Raw genomic sequence first — 20,517 nt, 5'->3', positions numbered from 1 at the left:
TCAGTTCTTCGCAAGCGCTGAAATCCGGCCCCAGTCCAGCCCCATCTTGGCCAGGTACTTGCGCAGCCGGTCCGCATCGTTCACCACGCTGCGCTGCGTTCGCGAGGCCTGGAACAACTGCCGCCCCGCCTCCGACAAGCTGCGCGCCGACCGGCACACGCGCACCACCGCTTCGAGTTGCAGGCGATCGAACAGGTCGAGCGCGGCGAACTTCTCTTCGCCGAGCAAGGCCTCCAGGTCGACCTCATCGCCCGCCGCCACTGAAGCGCCCGCACCTTCGTGCTTCCACAGCCAACGCAGCCGCGCGATCTCCGCCTCGACCAGCGCGACCGCGATGCGCCCGCCATCGGCCAGCGTCGCGAGCCGCGTCACGCTCGCCGACAAGTCGCGGAAGTTGCCGCGCCAGAGCGCCTCGCTGCTTTGCGCGAAGCGCAGGTAGGCCGTGCGCGCTTCGGCGTTGAAGCGCACCACGCGGTGGTTCTCGGCCGCGTGCAGGGCCAGCAGGTGGTCGAGGTTGGGCTCGATGTCTTCGGGCCGCTGCGCGAGGCCGGGCAGGTCGTAGGTCCAGAGGTTGATGCGCGCGAACAGGTCTTCGCGAAAGCGCCCCTGCGCCACGTCGCGGCGCAGGTCGCGGTGGGTGCCGGCGATGAGCTGGAAGTCGCTCTCCACTTCCTTGTCGGCGCCCACGGGGAAGAAGCGCTTCTCCTCGATGGCCTTGAGCAGCATCGCCTGTTCGTCGAGGCCGAGCTCGCCGATCTCGTCGAGAAACAGCGCGCCCTGGTGCGCGGTGCGCAGCAGCCCCGCGCGGTCGCTCGCCGCGCCGGTGAACGATCCCTTCTTGTGCCCGAACAGCGTGGAGGCCGCGCCGTCGCCGCGCAGCGTGGCGCAGTTCACTTCGACGAACGGCCCCGTCACCTGGTGGCGCGCCTGCTTCAGCTCGAACATGCGGCGCGCCAGGAACGACTTGCCCGCGCCCGTCGGCCCCACGAGCAGGATCGGTGCGCGCGAGCGCACGGCCACGCGCTCGATCTCGTCGATGAGCGCGTTGAAGCGCGCATTGCGCGTGGCGATGCCGCTCTTCAAGAAGGCGACCGCGTCGCGCTGGTCGGCGTCGAAGCGGCGCGCAATCGGGTCGTAGCGCGACAGGTCGAGGTCGATCAGCGCGACCTTGCCCGCATCACCCTGGCGCTGCTTGCGCGGCGGCGAGGTTTGCGCCAGCACGCCCGGCACCACGCGCGATTCCGACAGCAGGAACATGCAGATCTGCGCCACGTGCGTGCCCGTGGTGATGTGCGTCCAGTACTGCTCGCGCTCGGGCTGGAAGGGGTAGGCGCGCGCCCAGTCGTACAGGCGCGTGTAGACCTCGCCGAAGTCCCACGGGTCTTCGAGGTCGAAGGGCACGAGGTTGACCGTGGTCTCGGGCGACACGGCGGCGATGTCGGCCTTCACCACCTCGGCCAGCGCCGTGTGCTTGCGCGTGTGCAGCAGCTCGAGGCGCGCGACCACCATGTCGTCGTGCTGCGCCAGCGAGACCGTGGGGCGCCACTTGTTCCAGCGGCCCGCGCCCTGGCCGGCATCGAGCTGGGTGCCGAGGAATCCGATGACGACGATGGGCTTCATGGATAAAAGACTAGCTGAGTTTCTAAGAATTATCCGAATGCTAGCAAGAGATGGGCGCCGTGTCACATGCAGGGAAGAGGAAATTTCCCTTGCCAGTCAATGACTTGCGTCGCTGCCGACCGGTTTTCTGCCACGTGGTGACCAAGTTGGCACGCTCGCTGCAATAGAGAAAGGGTCCGGATGCAGTTCATCCGCTCCCAGGTGCCGCATCACAGCGGCCCGGTGCCGCAGGCCAGACCTGTTCTTGGGTCCGCGGTATGCCGCTGTTGAACTGCACTGGTCACTGGACTTGTTCCAGTCTGCTCATGGTGGAGCACCGTGCTAACCACGCGGCGTGGCGGGTTCGATTCCCGCAAACAACCTTCGGCGGTGTTCGCACCGCCGCTTTGATGGGGGCGAAAGCCCCACCGCCCCGGCACACCGGAGCGAGGCGCAGGGCGGGGCCCGGCCGAGCGACACCGTGCCAGTGCAGGCGGCTTGCGCATCGCGCGTTCTGCAAGGAACCGCATGCAGCCATCGACGCAGAAGGAGGCGATGGCGCAGCCATCGCACCGACCCGTCGACCGCTGTGCTGCTGACCTCGCAAACCACGGTGCCCGCCGTCTGTCCTTCGTGGGCCCCGACACGAAACGTAGACGAACGACAACCGCAACGAAGAAGAAGAGAGAGGAAGAAAAAATGCTGGGATTCACCCCATTCACCGTCAAGAAGAACGAGCGCGTGCTGCTGCTGCGCAATGGCGACTTCGATGGCCTGTATGCCGCCGGCAAGCACCGCGTGTTCACGGGTTTCGACACCGTGCAGCTCGAGCGCTTCTCGCTGGCCGAGCCGGCCTTCGAGCACGAGCTGGCCGACTACTTCCTGGCGCGCGAGCCGCAGCTGGTGCAGCGCGAGTTCGTGCAGGTGTCGCTGGGCGAGACCGAGGTCGGCCTGCGCCATGAAGACGGCGTGCTGGTGCAGATCCTGCCGCCCGCCACCCGCAAGCTCTACTGGCGCGGCCTGCGCGAGCAGCGCGTCGACGTGATCGACGTGGCCGCCGATGCACGCCTGCCGGCCGAGCTGCTGGCCAAGCTGCAGAGCGTGGCGCTGCGTCCGCGTGCGGTGCAGGGGCTCGAAGGCGTGCTGCTGGTGCAGGTGCCCGAGTTCCATGCCGGTGTGCTGACCCTCGAAGGCCAGATGCAGGCATTGCTGCCGCCGGGCAACCACGGCTTCTGGCGCTTCAACCGGCAGGTGGCCGTGACCAGCGTGGACCTGCGTTCGCAGATCGCCGAAGTGAGCGGCCAGGAAATACTCACCCGCGACAAGGTGGGGCTGCGGCTGAACCTGTCGGCGGTGTGGCGTTTTGCCGATGTGCGACGAGCCCTGGCGCAGATGCCCAAGCCGGCCGAGCATGTGTACCGCGAGCTGCAGTTCGGTCTGCGCGCGGCGGTGGGTGAGCAGACGCTCGACGCCCTGCTGGAGAACAAGTCCGCCATCGACCAGACGGTGCTGGCGCAGGTGCGTGAGCGGCTCGAGGGTTCGGGCCTGGTGCTGGAGAGCGTGGGCGTGAAGGACATCATCCTGCCGGGCGAGATGAAGACCATCCTCGCGCAGGTGGTGGAGGCCGAGAAGTCGGCCCAGGCCAACGTGATCCGCCGCCGCGAGGAAACCGCGGCCACGCGCTCGCTGCTGAACACCGCGAAGGTGATGGAGGGCAACCCCGTCGCCTTGCGCATGAAGGAACTCGAGACGCTGGAACGCGTGGCCGAGCGCATCGACAAGATCTCGGTGATCGGCGGCCTGGACCAGGTGCTCAACGGACTCGTGACGCTGCGGCCGAACGGTTCTTGAGCCATAGAGGAAAGAAAGAGACACGGGCACGCAGGCACAGAAGGGAGCGCCACTGCCAAAAATGTTTGAAATTGCCGGCAGCCTGGGTAAGACCAGGTACGGCGGGAAAGTCGGTTGACGAGCAAGGTTGAGGATGCAGGTGCTGGCTCCGATGACGGGTCTGTCACTGGCGCGCGTTTCCAATCGTCGACTGGGCCATCGGACTCAAACACCATGGTCGCCGTATTGATGCGGGTTCGAATCCCGCCGTGTCCACCAATCGGTTGTGAAGAATAGACAGATAGACAGACAAAGAGAGAGAAAAGAAAAATGACGAACTACAAAGTACATGAAGTCGCCAACGGCGTCCCCGTGAAGATGTGGACCAATGGCGTACCCGTGGAAGACGAGGCGCAGAAGCAGCTCGAGAACGCCGCGCGCCTGCCCATCGTGTTCAAGCACATCGCGGCCATGCCCGACGTGCACTACGGCATCGGTGCGACCGTGGGCTCGGTGATCCCGACCTTCAAGGCCATCATCCCCGCCGCCGTCGGCGTGGACATCGGTTGCGGAATGATGGCCTGCAAGACCACGCTCAATGCGCGCGACCTGCCCGACAACCTGGGCCCGCTGCGTTCGGCGATCGAGAAGGCCGTGCCGCACGGAAGCAATCCCAAGCGCATGGGCCGCGACAAGGGTTCGTGGGAAACGCCGCCCGACGAAACCGACGCCGCCTGGGCGAAGCTGGTGGACGAGTTCGATGCCATCTGCGAGGACTACCCGCGCATCAAGAACACGAACAACCACAAGCACCTGGGAACGCTGGGTACCGGCAACCACTTCATCGAGGTGTGCCTCGACGAAGCGGGCGCCGTGTGGTTCATGCTGCACTCGGGTTCGCGCGGCGTGGGCAACGCCATCGGCACGCACTTCATCGAACTCGCGAAGAAGGACGCGCAGCTGCACCAGCGCAATCTGCCCGATCAGGACCTGGCGTACTTCGAAGAAGGCGCGAAGTACTTCGGTGACTACGTGCGCGCCGTGGGCTGGGCCCAGAAGTTCGCACGGGCGAACCGCGAAGTGATGATGCAGCGCGTGGTCGCGGCCGCGCGCAAGGTCATCACCAAGCCTTTCGAGGCGCACGTGGAAGCGGTGAACTGCCACCACAACTACGTGAGCCGCGAAACGCACTTCGGGCAAGACGTGCTCGTGACCCGCAAGGGTGCGGTGAGCGCGAAGCTCGGCGAGCTGGGGATCATCCCCGGCAGCATGGGCGCCAAGAGCTACATCGTGCGCGGCAAGGGCAACCCCGAGAGCTTCATGAGCTGCAGCCATGGCGCGGGCCGGAAGATGAGCCGGACGAAGGCGAAGAAACTCTTCACCGTCGCCGACCAGATCGCCGCGACCGAAGGCGTCGAATGCCGAAAGGACGCCGATGTGATCGACGAGATCCCGATGGCCTACAAGGACATCGACGCGGTGATGGATGCGCAGAAGGACCTGGTGGAGGTGGTTTACACGCTCAAGCAGGTGGTGTGTGTGAAGGGGTAGGGCCAGGCGCGATCATCGCCCTGGCAGCGGGAGGCGGCGCAAGTTCAAAGCGCCGAGAAAAGGACATTGCGATGACATGGTGGAAAAGTAGAACCGAGGCGGTGCCGACGCTGGATGCGAGTGCGCTCGCATTCAGCGAGTTGAAAGAGCTTGCACGCTCCTATGACGGCTATCAGCGCGAAGCCGTCGTTGCCGAACTGGTGCGGCGTCAGGACCCGCGGGCCATCGCCATCCTGCTTGTGTGTGTCGACGACTGGGTGCCGGGGGTGGGCGAGGCTGCAAAGAAGGGCCTCGTCTCCTTCATGCGCGACGAGTTCGTTGGCCATTGGGCACATGCCTTGCCGGAGCTGGCGTTCGCCTATCGCATCCGCAGGACCGACCTGCGCGCGCTGCGGGCCGCCATCGAGGATTTTTTTGCCCGCAACACCGGCGAGCTCGAGCGTCAGGCACCGCTGCTCGACGATGCCATGCGGCGTTGGATCTTCACGCTTCGTCTCCAGCGGGCGAACGACGACCTGGTGTTTCTCGAGCTGCTGACGCAAGGTGTGCTCTCACGCGACCCGCCGACGGCGCAGCTTTGCCTCAACGCGGCGGACCGGCTGCGGTCGTCATCGGACAGGCGCAAGTTTTTCGAGGTCGCTTCCCGTGCATGCCTGCCGCGCGTGCGGGCAGAGGCCACCCGGGTGCTTCTGGGCGAGAAAGACTTCGATGTGCAGCGGTTTGCCCGATCCATGTGCTTCGACACGAGCGCGGTCGTGCGATCGCTGGTGGTGAATTCGCTGGCCGCGAGCAGGGATGAGTTCGCCAGTCGCGCGACGGAGATCCTGGAACTCGCCCAAGTCGACGCGCGAAAGACGGCTGCCCTTCATGTTCTGCACTTGCTTCAGGACTCGCGCGCGACGGGGTATGCCCGTTTGTTGCAAGCGTCGAAAGTGGTGCCGTTGCGGCGCCTTGCCAGGTGGCTCGTGCTCTCGGTCGCGAAAGACGAAGAGGTCGACAAGGAATTGATGGAGATCCTCGCAGACGCTTCGCCGAAGGTACGTCGCCTCGCGGTCGAGCACATCCGGCGCGGCGCATCGCTGCCTCGTCCGGATGCGCTGATGCGCATGGGTCTGGAACGTCAGGAGGTCGCAACGGAGGTCATGGCAATGCTCAGGTCCGGATCGCCCTGGGATCGCTTGCTTTTTGTCATGGCGCTCATGGAGAGAGGGGACCTTTCCGGCGACCTCTGCCATGCCGTGACCATTGAAGTCGATTCGTGGTGCAAGGCGATGGCCAATTGCTACGTGCCTCCGAAGGAAACGCAGAGGGCTGCCCTGGCTGCTTTCTGGAGCCGAAGAGAAGAACTGCTGTCCCAGGGACGCCCACGCGCTCTTCTTCCCTATGGTTTCCCGAGTGAAGTTGAGCTTCACCTGCGTGCATTTCGGATTATTTGAAGAACATTGCGCTGATGAAAAGCAACAAGCAACGCCGCGCCGAGATCAAAGCGCACCGCCTCGACCGCGCAGCGCGCGCCGTGGCATTGCAGCAGCGCCACGCCGATGCACGCCTGCTGCGTGCCGAAGGCATGGTCGCTGCTGACACGGCCCTGCTGCCCGCGCACAACAACACTTATGGCCCGCTGCCGACCTTCTACGTCGACAAGGCGTTCACCTGCCGCGATTGCGGCGCGCAAGAGGTGTGGACGGCCAAGCAGCAGAAGTGGTGGTACGAGGTGGCGCTCGGCAGCATCCACAGCACGGCGGTGCGCTGTCGCGCATGCCGGCTCGGAACGCCGCGAACAAGAACAACGACAAACGACTGAACAAGAAAGAAAGACGTGTCCCGATGACGGAAGCACAAGAAGAACAACGAGCGCTCGATGCCGTCGAACTCGACGGCTCCCAAGGCGAAGGCGGCGGCCAGATCCTGCGCACCGGCCTCGCGCTGTCGATGGTCACGGGCCGGCCGCTCACCATCGCGAAGATCCGCGCGGGCCGCGCCAAGCCGGGCCTGATGCGTCAGCACCTGGCATGCGTGCATGCGGCCGCGGAGATCAGCGGCGCGCAGGTCGAAGGCGCCGAGCTGGGCTCGCAGTCGCTGCGCTTCGTGCCGGGGCCGGTGCGTGCGGGCGACTACCGCTTTGCGATCGCCGGCGCGGGCAGCTGCATGCTGGTGCTGCAGACCGTGCTGCCGCCGCTGCTGCTGCAACCCGCGGGGCAGGTGAGCCGGCTGCGGCTGAGCGGTGGCACGCACAACCCGATGGCGCCGCCGTTCCACTTTCTGGAGCGTGCGTTTGCGCCGCTGGTGCGTCGCCTCGGCGGCGACCTGCAGCTCGAGCTGCGCCGTTGCGGCTTCTATCCGGCCGGTGGCGGCGAGGTCGACGCGACGATCGTGCCGGCGGTGGAAGGCGCGCGGCTGCAAGCGTTTGATCTGCTCTCGCGCGGCGAACTGCTGGCGGGTCATACCGAGTGCCTGGCGCCCGGGCTGCCGCGCCACGTGGCGGCGCGCGAACTCGAAACGGTGGGTGCGGCGATGGGCTGGTCGGCGCAAGCCGAGCAACTGCGCACGGTGCCGACGCGCCAGAACGAGGGGCCGGGCAATGCGCTGTTGGTGACGCTGGCCTACGCGCACCTCACCGAGGTGTTCACTGCCTTCGGCGAGAAGACGCTGAGCGCGGAGCAGGTGGCGCACGGCCTCGTGAAGGAGGTGCGCGCGTTCCAGAAGCACGAGGACGCGGCCGTGGGGCCGCACCTGGCCGACCAGCTCGCGCTGCTGCTGGCACTCGCGGTGTTCCGGCAACCGGGGCAGTCGGGCGCGTTCACCTGCAGCGAAGTGACGCCGCACACGCGCACGAACTGCGCGGTGATCGAGCGCTTCCTGCCGGTGCGCTTCACGATCACCGAAGAAGCTGCAGGCCCGCGCGCGGCGCGGGTGCAGGTGGTGGCGTCGTGAGGGGGATTACAGGCCGGCCTGGCGCGTGAAGCTCACGGCCGGCTTCTTGTAGGCGGAGGGCACTTCGTCGCGGTAGAAGGCGCGGCGGTCCAGGCTTTGCAGCGGGTTGTGGGCAGCGGCCACGGCCTGGTCGCGCACGGCCTGGCGGTCGAGCGTGGAGGTCACGGCGACGGTGCCTTCGGCAGCGGCGTCCGAGTACTCGTTGCCATTGCGCGCGGCGGCGACGGCTTCGGTGCGCACGTCGGCACGGCTGGCGGCCGAGGTGAGGGCATGCACGCCTTCATACGTTTCGGCGTGGGCTGCACCGGCGGTGCCCAGCAGGGCAAAAGCGGCGGCGGAGATGGCGAGGAGTTGCTTGCTGTTCATGATGCGTTTTCCCTTGAGTCTGTGGGCGGCGGACAGTCGTCGTTGCCACAAGCTGCAGTGTGAAACCGCATCGCGGAAGGCGCTGTGCGTTTGCGCACCGAATCCGGCAGGTGACGACGCTCAGGGCGTGTTTGAAGCGCGCGAATACATCACGGTCAGCGGCTCGGAGCGCCCGCGCACGTTCAGCGTGTCGACCGGCCCCAGCGTCTCTTCGGCGCCGGCCTGTTGCGCCGCGAACTGCGAGACCACGAGCCGCGCCGAGGCGGTCTTGGAATGGTCCTGCAGGCGGCTCGCGGTGTTCACCACTTCGCCGATGGCGGTGAAGGTGGTGGTCTCGAGGTAGCCGACCTCGCCGACGGCCGCGCGCCCGGCGTGCAGGCCCATGCCGAAGTCCAGCTGCTGGCCGAACTGGGCCTGGAAGTCGACGTTCCATGCCTCCATGCGCTCGCCGATGAGCTCGGTGGCGCGCAGTGCCTGCCGGCAGGCGGTGGGCAGGTCGCTCTCGAGGCCGAAGATGGCCATCACGCTGTCGCCGATGAACTGGTTGGGCACGCCGCCGCTCTCGCGCACGGCAGCGCCCACGATGGCGAAGTAGCGGTCGAGCACGTAGGCGAGGTCGAAGGGCCACTGCCGCTCCGAGAGGCCCGACCAGCGCCGCAGGTCGACGAACAGGATGGCCACGTCGCGCTCGTGCCCGAAGCGGCCGACCGGCGCCGGCCGGCCTTCGCGCGGCAGCGGTGCGAACAGCGGCGTCACCTCGATGCTGCCGCGCGGGCGCAGCTGGCAGGCCAGCCGCACGTCGTGCGGGGCGCGCACGCGGTCGAGCGTGCGCTGCTCGTCGCGGCCCGGCGTGCCGATGTGTTCGGGCGGGCCGCTCACGCGCACGCGGCAGGTCGAGCAGCGCGCGCGCCCGCCGCAGATCGACACATGCGCGATGCCGTGCGAGCGGCTGGCTTCGAGCACGCTCCAGCCGGGCGGCACGTGCACGGTGCGGTCGGGGTAGCGCAACGCCACGGTGGCACCGCTGGCGCGTCGGGCGAGCCGGCTGCGCGCCGCGTAGGCCGCGAGCAGGGCCAGCAAGGCCAATGCGTAGTAGAGCTTGAGGTTCGTCTCGGCGGCGTTGAGTGCGCGGCCCTGTTCGGGCGTCGGCAGCGTGACGGGCGGCACGCCGGTCCACTGGAACTCGCGCCCCATCGAGACGAAGCCCATCGCGGCGGTCACCGGCAGCAGCACGGCGATGGCGAGCAGCGGCGCGAACAGGCGGCGGTAGAGCGGGCGCACGCGCAGCGCAAAGTGCAGGCCGAGGCAGCCGTGGGCCCAGGCGGCGAGCATCATGCCCAGCTGCGCGCCCGCACCGGCCAGGTCCCACAGGCCCCAGACCACGCGCACGTACGAGCCCTCGATGCCGTAGGCCAGGTACGCGCCGCGCATGGCGGTGAGGTGGGTGGCCAGCAGCAGCGGCAGCGCAAAGCCCAGCAGCACGCGCAAGGCTTCGAGCGGCGGCATGCGCAGGGTGCGGCGCTCCCACAGCGCGGCCACGGCGAGTGCAAGGTGGGTGAGGGCGGCGCCGTACAGCAGCAGCGTGCCGGGCAGGCTGTGCCAGAACTTCTGCACGCCGCGCAGCACGGTCTCGGCCGCGGTGAAGGAGACGATGCCCAGCGAATGGTTCAGCAGGTGCGCCGTGATGTAGGCCATCAGCACCAGCCCGCTCGCCCAGCGGAGGTTGCGCCGTGTCGGCGTCCTCAGTGAAAAAGCGGGAGGTGGGGAACGTCTGTCCATGAACGGGTTCGAAGCGGCACCCGAGCATAATGCGCGCGCCTCAACGACCACCGGCATGGCCCTACCCGAACCCACCCCCCGCTCCAGCCTCGCGCTGCGCCGCATCGCGCTGCTCGAAGGCCTGTCCGACGACCGCTTCGACCATCTGGCGCGCCAGTGCCTGTGGCACAGCGTGGCGGCCGGCAAGCCGCTGATGCTGCGCGCCGACCTGCAGGGCGAGGTGTTCCTGCTGGTCTCGGGCCGGGTGCGGGTGACGACCTACGCAGCCAACGGCCGGCAGGTGACCTTCCGCGATTCGGAAGCCGGCGCGCATTTCGGCGACATCGCCGCTTTGGACGGCGGGCCGCGTTCGGCCGACGTGGTCACGCTCGAACCCTGCGTGGTCGCCAGCCTGGACCGCACCGCCTTCCTGGCGCTGCTGCGCGAGGAGCCGCTGGTGGCCGAGCGCGTGATGCAGCGGCTGGCCGCGCTGGTGCGGCAGCTGTCGGAGCGGGTGATCGACCTGAGCACGCTCGGCGTGCAGAACCGCCTGCATGCCGAACTGCTGCGCCTGGCGCGCGAGGCGGGCATCGACGGCAACGAGGCCCGGCTGGAGCCCGCGCCCAAGCACGCGGCGCTGGCCAGCCAGATCAGCACCAACCGCGAGCAGGTGACCCGCGAACTCAACACGCTGGTGCGCAGCGGCGTGCTGCGCAAGGACGCCAAGGCGCTGGTGGTGGCCGATGCCGAACGCCTCGCGCAGATGGTGTCGCAGGTGCGCGGCGACTGACCGGGTCGATCAGTTCCAGCGGCCGTTCGGGCCGGCGACGCTCAGGCGCCCGGCGCCCATCAGCGCCACGCTCAGCGCGCCGAACAGGTACAGGCCCTGCAGTTCCAGCGCCCAGCCGCCTTGCTTGGTCAGCGCGAACAGGTCGGCCATGTGCACGAGGCCGAAGGCCACGAGCATGTTGATGACGACCACGGCGGCGGCGGCGCGCGTCCAGACGCCCGCGATCATCAGCAGCGGCGCGACGATCTCGCCCACGAACACGAGGTAGGCCAGCCCGCCCGGCAGGCCGGCCTTGGCCAGCATGCCGCTGATGAAGCCGACGCCGGCCGAGAGCTTGAAGATGCCGTGCAGCAGCATCAGCACGCCGACCGATACGCGCAGCACCAGCTTGCCGGCGTCGTCGCGGGCAGCCGGCGTGGCAAGGAACGACGAAGAGGAAGACGCCGAAGCGGCGGAGGCGATGGGGGCAGCCCGGGTGTTCATGGCGAATCCTTGAAAGGAAAGAAAGGAAGGTCGCCACGGACTGCGGCGGTTGCCATGCCAGTGTGGCGAGCCGTCCGCCGCCGGTCGGTGCGTTTACGCACACTCTTTGGCGGTTGGGTTCGCCGCCGCCCGGCGTCAGTCGCCCTTGTAGCCCGAGGCCTTGATCACCGGCAGCCAGCGTGCGGCCAGCGCGTCGGTGTAGCGCACGACCTCTTCGCTCGACGCGCCGGGCAGCAGGTCGTAGCCCACGCGGCCGAGCTTTTCGCGCACGTCGGGCATCGCCAGCACCTTGCGCACGGCCCGGTTCCACTGCGCCAGCGTGGCGGGGGCCGTGTTCGCGTGGGCGTAGAGCACGTAGCGCGACGAGGCGACGAGCGTCGGGTAGCCCGACTCGGCGAAGGTCGGCACGTCGGGCAGGCCGTCGGCGCGCTTGTCGCCGGCCACGGCCAGCACGCGCAGCTTGCCCGCGCGGTGGTACTCGGTGAGCGTGGTGGTGGCGTCCATGCCCGAGGCCACCTGGCCGCCGATCAGCTCGGTGACCATGGCCGCGCCGCCGCGGTAGGGCACCAGGGTGGCGCCGCTGCGCGACAGGGCCACGAAGTCCATCGCCAGGAAGTGCAGCAGCGAGCCCACGGTGGTGATGCCGATCGAGCCCTGGTCGGGGTTGGCCTTGGCGGCCTGGACGAACTGGGCCAGCGTCTTCACCGGCGACGTGGCGCTCACGGCCAGGCCGAACTGGATGCCGCTCACGTCGCTCACGGGCTTGAAGTCGGTGGCCGGGTTGAAGCGCATGTTGGCGTAGATGGCGGGGCCGATGAACATCGGGTCGACCGGCGCCAGCAGCATGGTGGTGCCGTCGGCGGGCGCGTTCTTCAGCACCTCGGCCGCAAGGCGCGTGCCGGCGCCGGGGCGGTTGTCGACCATGACCGGGCGGCCGAGTTCGTCCTTGAGCTTTTCGGACAGCAGCCGGCCCATGAAGTCGGCCGGGCCGCCGGCCGGGAAGGGCACGATCAGGCGGTTGACCGCCGGCTGCGCGTTCGCGCCGTACGGCAGCAGGCCGCCCAGACCTGTGGCCGCTGCCGCGCGGATGAGGCCGCGCCGTGAGAGCGCCGGGCCGTGGGGGAAAGAGAAGGGGTTCATCGAAAGTCTCCGGGTGGTTGGAATAAGTAGGGGAACCGAAAGAAAGCTCAGGGCTGCGCGACCAGCGGCGTGAAGCGGGCGGCGTCTTCGAGCACCTGGCCGGCCTCCAGCAGCAGGTCTTCGCGGAAGCGCCAGGCGAGCAGCTGCACGCCGATGGGTGCGCCGCCGGCCATGCCGGTGGGCACCGCGAGGCCGGGCATGCCCAGCGCGGCGGTGGCGAGCAGCGGGCTCTGGGCGTCGATGAGGGCGCGAGCGCGCTCCAGGCTCGCGATGTCTTCGTCCTGCGGGCAGGGGCGCTGCCACGACACGGGCATCAGCACGAGCGGGTGGGTCTGCATGAACACCGACCAGCTGCGCAGCAGCGCTTGGCGCCGCGCGAGTGCGTCGAGAAAACCGTCGCGATCGGTCTCGGCCATGCCTTCGAGCATGTAGCGCTGGCTGCGCTGCATGATGTCGTCGCCATGCTGCTCGACGCCCGCGATGATGTTGCGGCGGCTGTCGTCCACGGTCAGCGTGCGCCACAGGGTGGCGGCCTCGTGGAAGAGCGGCAGCTCCGCTTCGTCGACCTCGTAGCCCGCCTGCTGCAGCCAGCGCGCGGCGTCGTCCAGCGCTTGCGTGACGGCCGGGTCGACCGGAATGCCCGGCGTGCGCTTGAACAGCGCCACGCGGATCGGGCCGGCGGGGCGCGGCAGGTCGTGCGGCATCGGCACCCAGTTCGGGTCGCGCGCGTCGGGACGTGCCATGGCCTCGTAGCCCAGGCGCAGGTCGGCGATGCTGCGCGCCAGCGGCCCTTGCACCGACATGAGCTGCGGCGTGATGCCGCGCTCGCTCGTCGCGCTCGGGTTGAAGGCTGGCACGCGGCCGGCCGTGGGGCGCAGGCCGGCCACGCCGCAGGCGTACGCGGGGTAGCGGATCGAGCCGCCGATGTCGTTGCCGTGCGCCAGCGCGCCCATGCCGCTGGCCACCGCCGAGGCCGCACCGCCGCTGGAGCCGCCGGGGGTGACGGCCGCGTCCCACGGGTTCAGCGTGCGGCCGTGCACGCCGTTGTCGGTGAACCAGCGCGACGAGTAGGTCGCGGTGTTGCTGCGCCCCACGATGACGGCACCCGCGCTGCGCCAGTGCGCCACCACCGGCGCGTCTTCGCGGGCGATGTGGTCCTTCAGCGGGATCACGCCGTTGGTGGTGGCATGGCCGGCCTGGTCCACGTTGACCTTGATGCTGACCGGCACGCCATGCAGCGGGCCGAGCGCTTCGCCGCGCAGGGTGCGCGCGTCGGCGGCGTCGGCGCTGGCCAGGGCCTCGTCGGCCAGCACCTCGGCCAGGGCATTGAGGCGCGGGTTGAGCTCGGCGATGCGCGCGAGCACGCTGGTCGTCACTTCGCGGCAGGACACCTCGCGGCGGCGCACGGCGTCGGCGATGTGGGCGGCACTGCGCTGCCAGAGGGCGGGGGATGAAGTCATGGTCAGTGTCAGGGAAAGTTCAGGCAAAGGAAACCCCGCACCCCGGCGCAACCGGGGTGAAGGCAATAGAGAGCAGGGAAGAGGGCGGCGGCGGATCAGCGCGCGCCGCGCGGGCGTCAGCCGGTCGGTTTCTTCATGAGCAGGCTGCCGCGGTCGACGCGGGATTCGGCCTCGAGGGCCAGGGCTTCGGCGTGCTCCATGTGCACGCGCATGACCTCGCGCGCGCGCACCGGGTCGCGGGCGCGCAGCGCGTCGAGCAGGTCGGTGTGGCTGTGCACCATTTCCTCGTCGAACTGGTCGAACTCCGTGAGCGCGTTGCGCACGATGATCACGCGGCGGATCACGTCGTTGAGCAGGCGGCAGACCAGCGCGAGAAAGGGGCTGCTGCAGGCTTCGGTGAGGCGGTCGTGAAAGAGCAGGTCGGCCTCGCGGCGCTCGTTCCAGTCGTCGCTGCCGCCGTGCGCCGGATGGCTGTGGCCGATCAGCGCCTCCAGCGCGGCCAGGTCGGCCTCGGTGAGGCGCGTGGCCACGTTGGCGGCCAGCTCAGGCTCGACCACGCGCCGCAGCGCGTACAGCATCGTGATGTCGACCGGCTGGAAGTACAGGAAGTTCGACACCGCCTGCAGGCACTGCTCGTACGAGGCCTGCGTGAGCGTGGCGCCGCCGTTGGGGCCGGTGCTGATCGCCACCAGCCCCTGCACTTGCAGCGCGGCCAGCGCCTCGCGCACCGTGCCGCGCGACACGCCGAGCTGCTCGATCAGCTCTTTCTCCTGCGGCAGCTTGTTGCCGACCTGCTGTTGGGTCTGGACGACCCAGCGCTTGATGTTGTCGACCACCTGGTCGGAACGTTTCACGCGCTTGTCGCGCGTGAGCGAGGGCTTGGGTTGGGAAGGGGGCATCTGCGTTTCGGGTATTTATGATCATAAATGTCATAAATCTGGGAAACGCTGTCAAGCGGGTTGTCCCGCGCGGCGTGTGCCGGGCGGGCCGTCGGCAGGAAATCGGGCTTCCTGCTACGCTCCCGCACGGCCCGCCTGCCCCTGGCGGGCTTTTTTCTGCGCTGCATTTCCCCATGGTTTTTCCCGTCATCACCGACCCGTCGTTCTACGCGGTCGCCGTTCCCGCCGTGCTGCTGCTCGGCATCAGCAAGAGCGGCTTCGGCGCCGGTTTCGGATCGCTGGCCGTGCCGATGATGGCGCTGGCCGTCACCGTGCCGCAGGCGGCGGCCATCCTGATGCCGCTGTTGCTGCTCATGGACCTGCTGGGGCTGGCCGCGTTCCGGCGCGACTTCGACCGCTCGCTGCTGAAGTTCCTGATTCCGTTCGGGCTGGTCGGCACGGTGATCGGCACGCTGCTGTTTCGCGTGCTCTCGGCCCACACGGTGGCGGGCATCGTGGGCGTGTTCACGCTGGTGTTCCTGGCGCAGCGCCTGGCGTTTCCGCCCAAGCCGAACGACCCGCTGCCGTCGCGCGCGGTGGGTGCGGTGCTGACGGCGGTGTCGGGCTTCACCAGCTTCATCGCGCATGCGGGCGGGCCGCCGATCAATGCCTACGTGATCCCGCTGCGGCTCAAGCCGGTGGTGTTCACGGCGACGATGGCCTACTTCTTCTTCGTGGTGAATCTCAGCAAGTGGATTCCCTACGCGTGGCTCGGCCTGCTCGACTTTCGCACGCTGGCCACCTCGCTCGTGCTGATGCCGATCGCACCGCTGGGCGTGTGGATCGGCATCCGCATCGCACGCCGCATCGATGCGACGTGGTTCTATCGCTTCGTCTATCTGGGCATGCTGCTCACAGGCCTCAAGCTCGTCTATGACGGCTTCCTGGCCTGAGCATGCTCAGAACTCGACGATAGATTTGAAGCCGCCGAAGATCATCCGCTTGCCGTCGAACGGCAGATTCTTCAGGTCCATCATGGCCTCCAGGCGCGGGTCTGCGAAGACCTTCTTGTTCACCGCGTCGCGGTGCTTGCGCGACTTGTAGGTGATCCACGAGAAGGCCACGGTCTCGTCGGCCTTGAGCTTCACGCTTTGCGGGAACGAGGTGAGCTTGCCGGGCTTCACGTCGTCGGCGATGCATTCCACGTATTCGAGCGCGCCGTGCTCCATCCAGATCTTTCCGGACTTGCGCGAGAGCTTGCGGTAGGCGTCGACGTTCTTGGTGGGAATGGCGACGATGAATCCGTCCACATAACGAGCCATGTCTGTTCTCCTGAATAAGGGATAGAAACGTTGAAAAAGGAAAAAAAGCGGGGGCTGCATGGCGCCGTCGCGTTCACGACGACGCCGTGTTACCCGCCGCGCCCGGGGCCGACGTTGCTTCGCTGTTGTTGTGGGTGTGTCCCGGCGAGGCCGGGCGAAGCAGCAAGACCCCGATCAGACCCGCCGCCGCCGCGAACACGGCGCCGACAAGGAATGCCAGGTTGTAGCCACCGGTGAGCGCCAGCGGCAACTGTGCGCCGGCGGTGGCCATGTTGGCGGTGCGGGCCGCCGCGGCGCTGGCCAGCACGGCCAGGCCCAGGGCGCCGCCCATCATGAAGGCGGTGTTGACCACGCCCGAGGCCAGGCCCGAGTCGGCCGGGTCGACCTCGCTCATGGCCGCCAACAGCACCGGGTTGAAGGCCATGCCCGCGCCCAGGCCGAGCAGCACCATGCCGGGCAGCACGTCGAGCACGAAGCTGCCGTTGACCGGCGCGCGCGCGAACAGCGCCAGCCCGATGGCCGCGAGCCACAGGCCCGCCGCCAGCGGCTTGCGGATGCCGAAGCGCATCACGATCTTGGCGGAGAGGCCGAGCGAGAACACCGCCATGATCACGTTGGCCGGCAGGAAGGCCAGCCCGATCTGCATCGGCGTGTACTGCAGCACCAGCTGCATGTACAGCGCCGAGATGAAGAACCACGCGAACATGGCCGCGGCCCACAGCACGCCCACCACGTTGGCCACCGACACGCTGCGCAGCTTGAACAAGCCCAGCGGCATCAGCGGATGCTGCACGCGCGCCTCGATGGCGATGAAGGCCGCCATCAGCACCACGGCCGCGCCGAGCAGGCCGACCGTCTGCGTGGAGCCCCAGCCCGCCTCGTTGCCGTTGACCACGCCGTACACCGCGAGCATCAGCGACGCGGTGACGGTGATGGCGCCGGCCACGTCGAGCTTCTCGCCATGCGCATGGCCGCGCGCGTTCGGCAGCAGCGCCACGCACAGTGCGTACACGGCCACGCCGATCGGCAGGTTGACCAGGAAGATCCAGTGCCAGCTCAGCGTGCTCGTGAGCAGGCCGCCCAGCAGCACGCCGATGCTGCCGCCGCCCGCGCACACGAAGCCGTACACGCCCATCGCCTTGGCGCGGTCGGCCGGCTCGGTGAACAGGTTCATGATCAGCGAGAGCGCCACGGCCGACACCACCGCGCCGCCCAGGCCCTGCACTGCGCGCGCCGCCACCAGCAGGCCCTGCGAGGTCGAGACCCCGCAGGCCAGCGAGGCCAGCGTGAACAGCACCAGGCCCGCGAGGAACACGCGGCGGTGGCCGTACAGGTCGCCCAGCCGGCCGCCCAGCAGCAGGAAGCCGCCGAAGGTCAGCATGTAGGCGTTCACCACCCAGACCAATGACGTCTCGGAAAAGCCGAGGTCGGTGCGGATCGAAGGCAACGCCACGTTCACGATCGTGGTGTCGAGCACGATCATCAGCACGCCCAGGCACAGCACCATCAGGGCGAGCCAGCGCTTTCGGTTGTCGAGGGTTTCGGTCATGGAAGGTGCTTCCTGCGAAGAAGGGAAAGGAGAGAGGGGCGACTCCGCTCAGACCAGCGGCTTGCCGCCGTTGATCAGCCACGGCGTGCCGAAGCGGTCGGTCACCATGCCGAAGGCTTCCACCCAGAAGGTCTTCTCGAAGGGCATGCCGATCGAGCCGCCGTCGGCGAAGGCGTCGAAGATGCGCCGCGCTTCGGCCACGGTGTCGAGCGTGAGCGCGACGCCGAAGCCCTTCATGCCGTCGAAGGGCTGGCCCGGCATGGAGTCGGAGGCCATGAGGATGCCGTCGCCGTAGACCAGCGACGCATGCATGATCCGCTTCTTGGCGTCGGCCGGCATCTGCTCGGTGCCGGGCGCTTCGCCGACGGTCATCATCATCTGCATGGTGCCGCGCAGCGTCTTCTCGTAGAAGCGCATGGCCTCGGCAGCGTTGCCGTCGAACGTGAGGTAAGCGTTGATGGGGGACATGAGAGTTCCTTGGATGGTTGAGGGGAGTCGATGAGGAGACGAGGCGGTTACTTCTCGGTTGCGCTCTTCAGATTGGCCAGGCCCGCCTCGAAGTCCTTGCCGATCATCTGGTCCATGTTGAAGAAGATGCCCATGAGCTTGGCCATGTAGGGGCTCGGGCCGTACATGGCCCAGGTGACCTGCGTGGCGCCGCCCTGCGGCTGCAGCGTGAACTCGGCCGTGTTGTGGCCTTCGAAGGGCTTGATGAAGTCGAGCTTGATCGCGACCTTGGACGCCGGTTGCGACTCGGTGATTTCCATCGTGCCCGCGCCGGCCTTGCCGTTGCCTTCCCAGGCGTAGGTCGCGCCCTTGCCGCTGGCGGCGCCGCCGTAGCTGCGCTTCATGGCCGGGTCGAGCTTTTCGTAGGGCGACCATGCGCCCCAGCGGTGGAAGTCGTCGATCAGCGGAAAGATCTTTTCGGCCGGTGCATCGATGCGCGTGGTGCGCTCGACGCGGAAGGTGTCGGGCCGGGTGGCGCCGTAGATGAGCAGTGCGGCAATCAGCGCGAGCACGGCGAGGACGATGGTCTTGAGCATGATGAAAAAAAGCGTGTGGGAAGAGTGAAGAGCAAGCCCTCGCGCATCACGCGGCGGGCGGGGCCACCACCATCAGCCAGCCCACGCCGAAGCGGTCGCTGAGCATGCCGAAGTTGGAGGTGAAGAAGGTCGGCATCAGTGGCTGGATCACCTGGCCGCCATCGGCCAGCGCGTCGAACCATTGGCGGGCGTCGGCATCGCTGTGCGCGGTGAGCGACAGCATGATTCCCTTGAACTCCGCGTGGCCCGAGCAACTGCCGTCGGACAGCATGAGTTCGGTGTCGCCGACGCGCACCACCGAATGCATCACCTTGTCGGGGCCGGGCATGCCGCCGGCGCACCCGGCGTCGGGGTTGCCCGCGGGGCCGCCGGCCGGCGCATCGCTGTAGCGCATCAGCTGCACGACTTCGGCGCCGAGCGCCTTTTTGTAGAAGGCGATTGCTTCGTCGCAACGACCTTCGAAGGACAGGTAAGACTGGACTTTCATGGCGTTTCCTTTGGGTTGATTCACGGGCACAACGGGTCTGCGCGAAAACAATGGGATTACTTTGTGTACACCGTCCACAAAGAATAGCAGAGATAATGGACAGTGTCCACATGGAGAAGTGATGAAGCTCAGCAACGTTCCCGAAAGCCTGCCGCCCGCGCGCAGCACCTACCGCCATGGCGATCTGCGCCGTGCGCTGCTGGATGCCGGCATCGAACTGGCGCGGGATGGGGGCCCCGATGCGGTGGTGCTGCGCGAGGCCACGCGCCGCGTGGGCGTGGTGCCGAATGCGGCCTACCGCCACTTCGCCAGCCGACACGACCTGCTGCTGGCGGTGCGCGCCGCGGCCTTGTCGGAGGCGGCCAAGGCGATGGAAGGCGAACTCGCCGTGCTGCCCTGCGACCAGCCGCCCGCCGACTTCGCGCGCGCGCAGGTGCGCGCCATCGGCACCGCTTACCTGCGTTTTGCGCAGGCGCAGCCGGGGCTGTTCCGCACCGCCTTCGTGGTGTCGGAAGACGCGCAGGGCGACGTCGGTCCCGACGGCGCGGGCGCCAGCGGCATGAACCCGTTCGAGTTGCTGGGCGCGGCGGTCGACCGACTCGTGGATGCGGGTTTGCTCGACCCGGCACGGCGCCCCGACGCCGAATACCTCGCGTGGTCGGCGGTGCACGGGCTGGCGCTGCTCATCATCGACGGCCCGCTGCGCGGGGTCGACGCGACGGCCGCGTATGCGCTCGGACAGCGCCTGATCGACATGGTGGAACGCGGCCTGTAGCGGCGGCGCTCAGTGTTCAGAGATCAGAGATAGATCTTCTGCAGCAGCTTGATCAGCGTCTCGCGCTCGCGCGTGCTCAGGCGGCTGCTGGCTTCGGTTTCCAGCTGCACCACGGCCTGTTCGGCCTCGCGAATGAGCGTCTCGCCGGTCGGCGTGAGGTGCAGGCCGACGGCGCGGCCGTCGTGCGGATGCGGCCGGCGCTCGATGAGGCCGCGGCTGTCAAGCGCGGCCACCAGGCTCACGAGGTTGGGCGGCAGGATGTCCAGCGTGTTGCACAGCTGCCGCGAGGTGGCGCCCGGGTTGTGCGCCAGCAAGGAGAGCACCGAGAAGTCGATCTGCTTGAGACCGTAGGGCGCCATGCGGTCGGCGAACACGGTGCTCACGATGAGCCAGGCGCGGCGGGCGTTGTAGCCGACCAGCCCTTCGAGCACGCGGGCGTCGAGCCGATCCGACCGGGGAGACGGCGCGGCGGTGGTGTCGGTCTTGGCAGACGTTTTTTTCGCGGAGGGAGGAGGCATGCGGCGAGCGTAACCGCGCGTTGCTTTCTCGAAC

21 protein-coding genes are annotated in these 20,517 nt (G+C 68.1%); 8 read left to right on the top strand and 13 right to left on the bottom strand.

Annotated elements, in window-relative coordinates; genetic code table 11:
* Positions 1 to 1,620 carry an RNA repair transcriptional activator RtcR gene (gene rtcR / locus CLU95_RS10230; protein ID WP_099792779.1) on the bottom strand — a complete coding sequence of 540 codons (1,620 nt, stop codon included), beginning with the start codon at positions 1,618 to 1,620 and terminating at the stop codon, positions 1 to 3.
* A gap of 678 nt (positions 1,621 to 2,298) precedes the next feature.
* Between rtcR and CLU95_RS10225 the strand changes: the two genes are divergently transcribed.
* From CLU95_RS10225 to rtcA, 5 genes are all read left to right on the top strand, one after another.
* Complete coding sequence (locus tag CLU95_RS10225; protein WP_099792776.1) at positions 2,299 to 3,450, top strand: slipin family protein; 1,152 nt, start codon at positions 2,299 to 2,301, stop codon at positions 3,448 to 3,450.
* 309 nt (positions 3,451 to 3,759) lie between these two features.
* Positions 3,760 to 4,980: an RtcB family protein gene (locus tag CLU95_RS10220; RefSeq protein ID WP_099792774.1), complete on the top strand. Its 1,221-nt coding sequence runs from the start codon at positions 3,760 to 3,762 to the stop codon at positions 4,978 to 4,980.
* Positions 4,981 to 5,051: 71 nt separating this feature from the next.
* Complete coding sequence (locus CLU95_RS10215; protein WP_099792772.1) at positions 5,052 to 6,416, top strand: hypothetical protein; 1,365 nt, start codon at positions 5,052 to 5,054, stop codon at positions 6,414 to 6,416.
* 14 nt (positions 6,417 to 6,430) lie between these two features.
* A complete protein-coding gene (locus CLU95_RS10210; protein ID WP_099797202.1) occupies positions 6,431 to 6,784 on the top strand; it encodes a zinc-ribbon domain-containing protein in 354 nt (117 codons plus the stop codon).
* A 23-nt stretch (positions 6,785 to 6,807) separates the two neighbouring features.
* Positions 6,808 to 7,914, top strand: a complete 1,107-nt coding sequence (gene rtcA / locus CLU95_RS10205; RefSeq protein ID WP_099792770.1) for an RNA 3'-terminal phosphate cyclase — start codon at positions 6,808 to 6,810, stop codon at positions 7,912 to 7,914.
* Positions 7,915 to 7,920: 6 nt separating this feature from the next.
* Here rtcA and CLU95_RS10200 read toward each other — a convergent pair whose 3' ends face one another.
* Positions 7,921 to 8,280 (bottom strand): alpha/beta hydrolase, encoded by a 360-nt coding sequence (locus CLU95_RS10200; RefSeq protein ID WP_099792768.1) that lies wholly within the window; start codon positions 8,278 to 8,280, stop codon positions 7,921 to 7,923.
* A 120-nt stretch (positions 8,281 to 8,400) separates the two neighbouring features.
* Entirely contained in the window at positions 8,401 to 10,059 is a 1,659-nt protein-coding gene (locus tag CLU95_RS10195) for an adenylate/guanylate cyclase domain-containing protein (protein ID WP_099792766.1), read from the bottom strand.
* 55 nt (positions 10,060 to 10,114) lie between these two features.
* Between CLU95_RS10195 and CLU95_RS10190 the strand changes: the two genes are divergently transcribed.
* A complete protein-coding gene (locus tag CLU95_RS10190) occupies positions 10,115 to 10,828 on the top strand; it encodes a Crp/Fnr family transcriptional regulator (RefSeq protein WP_257214585.1) in 714 nt (237 codons plus the stop codon).
* A gap of 9 nt (positions 10,829 to 10,837) precedes the next feature.
* Here the strand turns inward: CLU95_RS10190 and CLU95_RS10185 are convergent, their stop codons facing one another.
* The 4 genes from CLU95_RS10185 to CLU95_RS10170 all read right to left on the bottom strand — a co-directional run bounded on the left by CLU95_RS10185 (position 10,838) and on the right by CLU95_RS10170 (position 14,810).
* The gene (locus CLU95_RS10185; protein ID WP_099792762.1) at positions 10,838 to 11,311 is read right to left on the bottom strand and encodes a DoxX family protein; all 474 of its coding nucleotides are present in this window, start codon (positions 11,309 to 11,311) and stop codon (positions 10,838 to 10,840) included.
* Between the two features lie 135 nt (positions 11,312 to 11,446).
* Positions 11,447 to 12,451 carry a Bug family tripartite tricarboxylate transporter substrate binding protein gene (locus CLU95_RS10180; protein ID WP_099792760.1) on the bottom strand — a complete coding sequence of 335 codons (1,005 nt, stop codon included), beginning with the start codon at positions 12,449 to 12,451 and terminating at the stop codon, positions 11,447 to 11,449.
* Positions 12,452 to 12,498: 47 nt separating this feature from the next.
* A complete protein-coding gene (locus tag CLU95_RS10175; RefSeq protein WP_099792758.1) occupies positions 12,499 to 13,911 on the bottom strand; it encodes an amidase family protein in 1,413 nt (470 codons plus the stop codon).
* A gap of 116 nt (positions 13,912 to 14,027) precedes the next feature.
* Positions 14,028 to 14,810, bottom strand: a complete 783-nt coding sequence (locus CLU95_RS10170; protein ID WP_099792756.1) for a FadR/GntR family transcriptional regulator — start codon at positions 14,808 to 14,810, stop codon at positions 14,028 to 14,030.
* A gap of 173 nt (positions 14,811 to 14,983) precedes the next feature.
* Here CLU95_RS10170 and CLU95_RS10165 point away from each other — a divergent pair, with 173 nt between their 5' ends.
* Positions 14,984 to 15,742, top strand: coding sequence for a sulfite exporter TauE/SafE family protein (locus CLU95_RS10165; RefSeq protein ID WP_099792754.1), 759 nt, complete (start codon positions 14,984 to 14,986; stop codon positions 15,740 to 15,742).
* 6 nt (positions 15,743 to 15,748) lie between these two features.
* On the opposite strand, the gene CLU95_RS10160 is transcribed toward CLU95_RS10165, so the two are convergent.
* The 5 genes from CLU95_RS10160 to CLU95_RS10140 all read right to left on the bottom strand — a co-directional run bounded on the left by CLU95_RS10160 (position 15,749) and on the right by CLU95_RS10140 (position 19,190).
* A complete protein-coding gene (locus CLU95_RS10160; protein ID WP_099792752.1) occupies positions 15,749 to 16,111 on the bottom strand; it encodes a DUF1428 domain-containing protein in 363 nt (120 codons plus the stop codon).
* A 73-nt stretch (positions 16,112 to 16,184) separates the two neighbouring features.
* Entirely contained in the window at positions 16,185 to 17,660 is a 1,476-nt protein-coding gene (locus CLU95_RS10155) for a DHA2 family efflux MFS transporter permease subunit (protein WP_099792750.1), read from the bottom strand.
* Between the two features lie 48 nt (positions 17,661 to 17,708).
* Positions 17,709 to 18,128 (bottom strand): VOC family protein, encoded by a 420-nt coding sequence (locus CLU95_RS10150; RefSeq protein WP_099792748.1) that lies wholly within the window; start codon positions 18,126 to 18,128, stop codon positions 17,709 to 17,711.
* A gap of 47 nt (positions 18,129 to 18,175) precedes the next feature.
* Positions 18,176 to 18,703, bottom strand: coding sequence for an SRPBCC family protein (locus tag CLU95_RS10145; protein ID WP_099792746.1), 528 nt, complete (start codon positions 18,701 to 18,703; stop codon positions 18,176 to 18,178).
* 46 nt (positions 18,704 to 18,749) lie between these two features.
* Positions 18,750 to 19,190, bottom strand: a complete 441-nt coding sequence (locus tag CLU95_RS10140) for a VOC family protein (RefSeq protein WP_099792744.1) — start codon at positions 19,188 to 19,190, stop codon at positions 18,750 to 18,752.
* A gap of 121 nt (positions 19,191 to 19,311) precedes the next feature.
* Here CLU95_RS10140 and CLU95_RS10135 point away from each other — a divergent pair, with 121 nt between their 5' ends.
* Positions 19,312 to 19,965 carry a TetR/AcrR family transcriptional regulator gene (locus CLU95_RS10135; protein ID WP_099792742.1) on the top strand — a complete coding sequence of 218 codons (654 nt, stop codon included), beginning with the start codon at positions 19,312 to 19,314 and terminating at the stop codon, positions 19,963 to 19,965.
* Between the two features lie 23 nt (positions 19,966 to 19,988).
* On the opposite strand, the gene CLU95_RS10130 is transcribed toward CLU95_RS10135, so the two are convergent.
* Positions 19,989 to 20,483 (bottom strand): MarR family winged helix-turn-helix transcriptional regulator, encoded by a 495-nt coding sequence (locus tag CLU95_RS10130; protein ID WP_099792740.1) that lies wholly within the window; start codon positions 20,481 to 20,483, stop codon positions 19,989 to 19,991.
* Between the last annotated feature and the right edge of the window lie 34 nt (positions 20,484 to 20,517).

The organism is Variovorax sp. 54 (assembly GCF_002754375.1).
Taxonomy (GTDB): Bacteria; Pseudomonadota; Gammaproteobacteria; order Burkholderiales; family Burkholderiaceae_C; genus Variovorax.
This window is presented reverse-complemented; position numbering and strand designations above follow the sequence as displayed.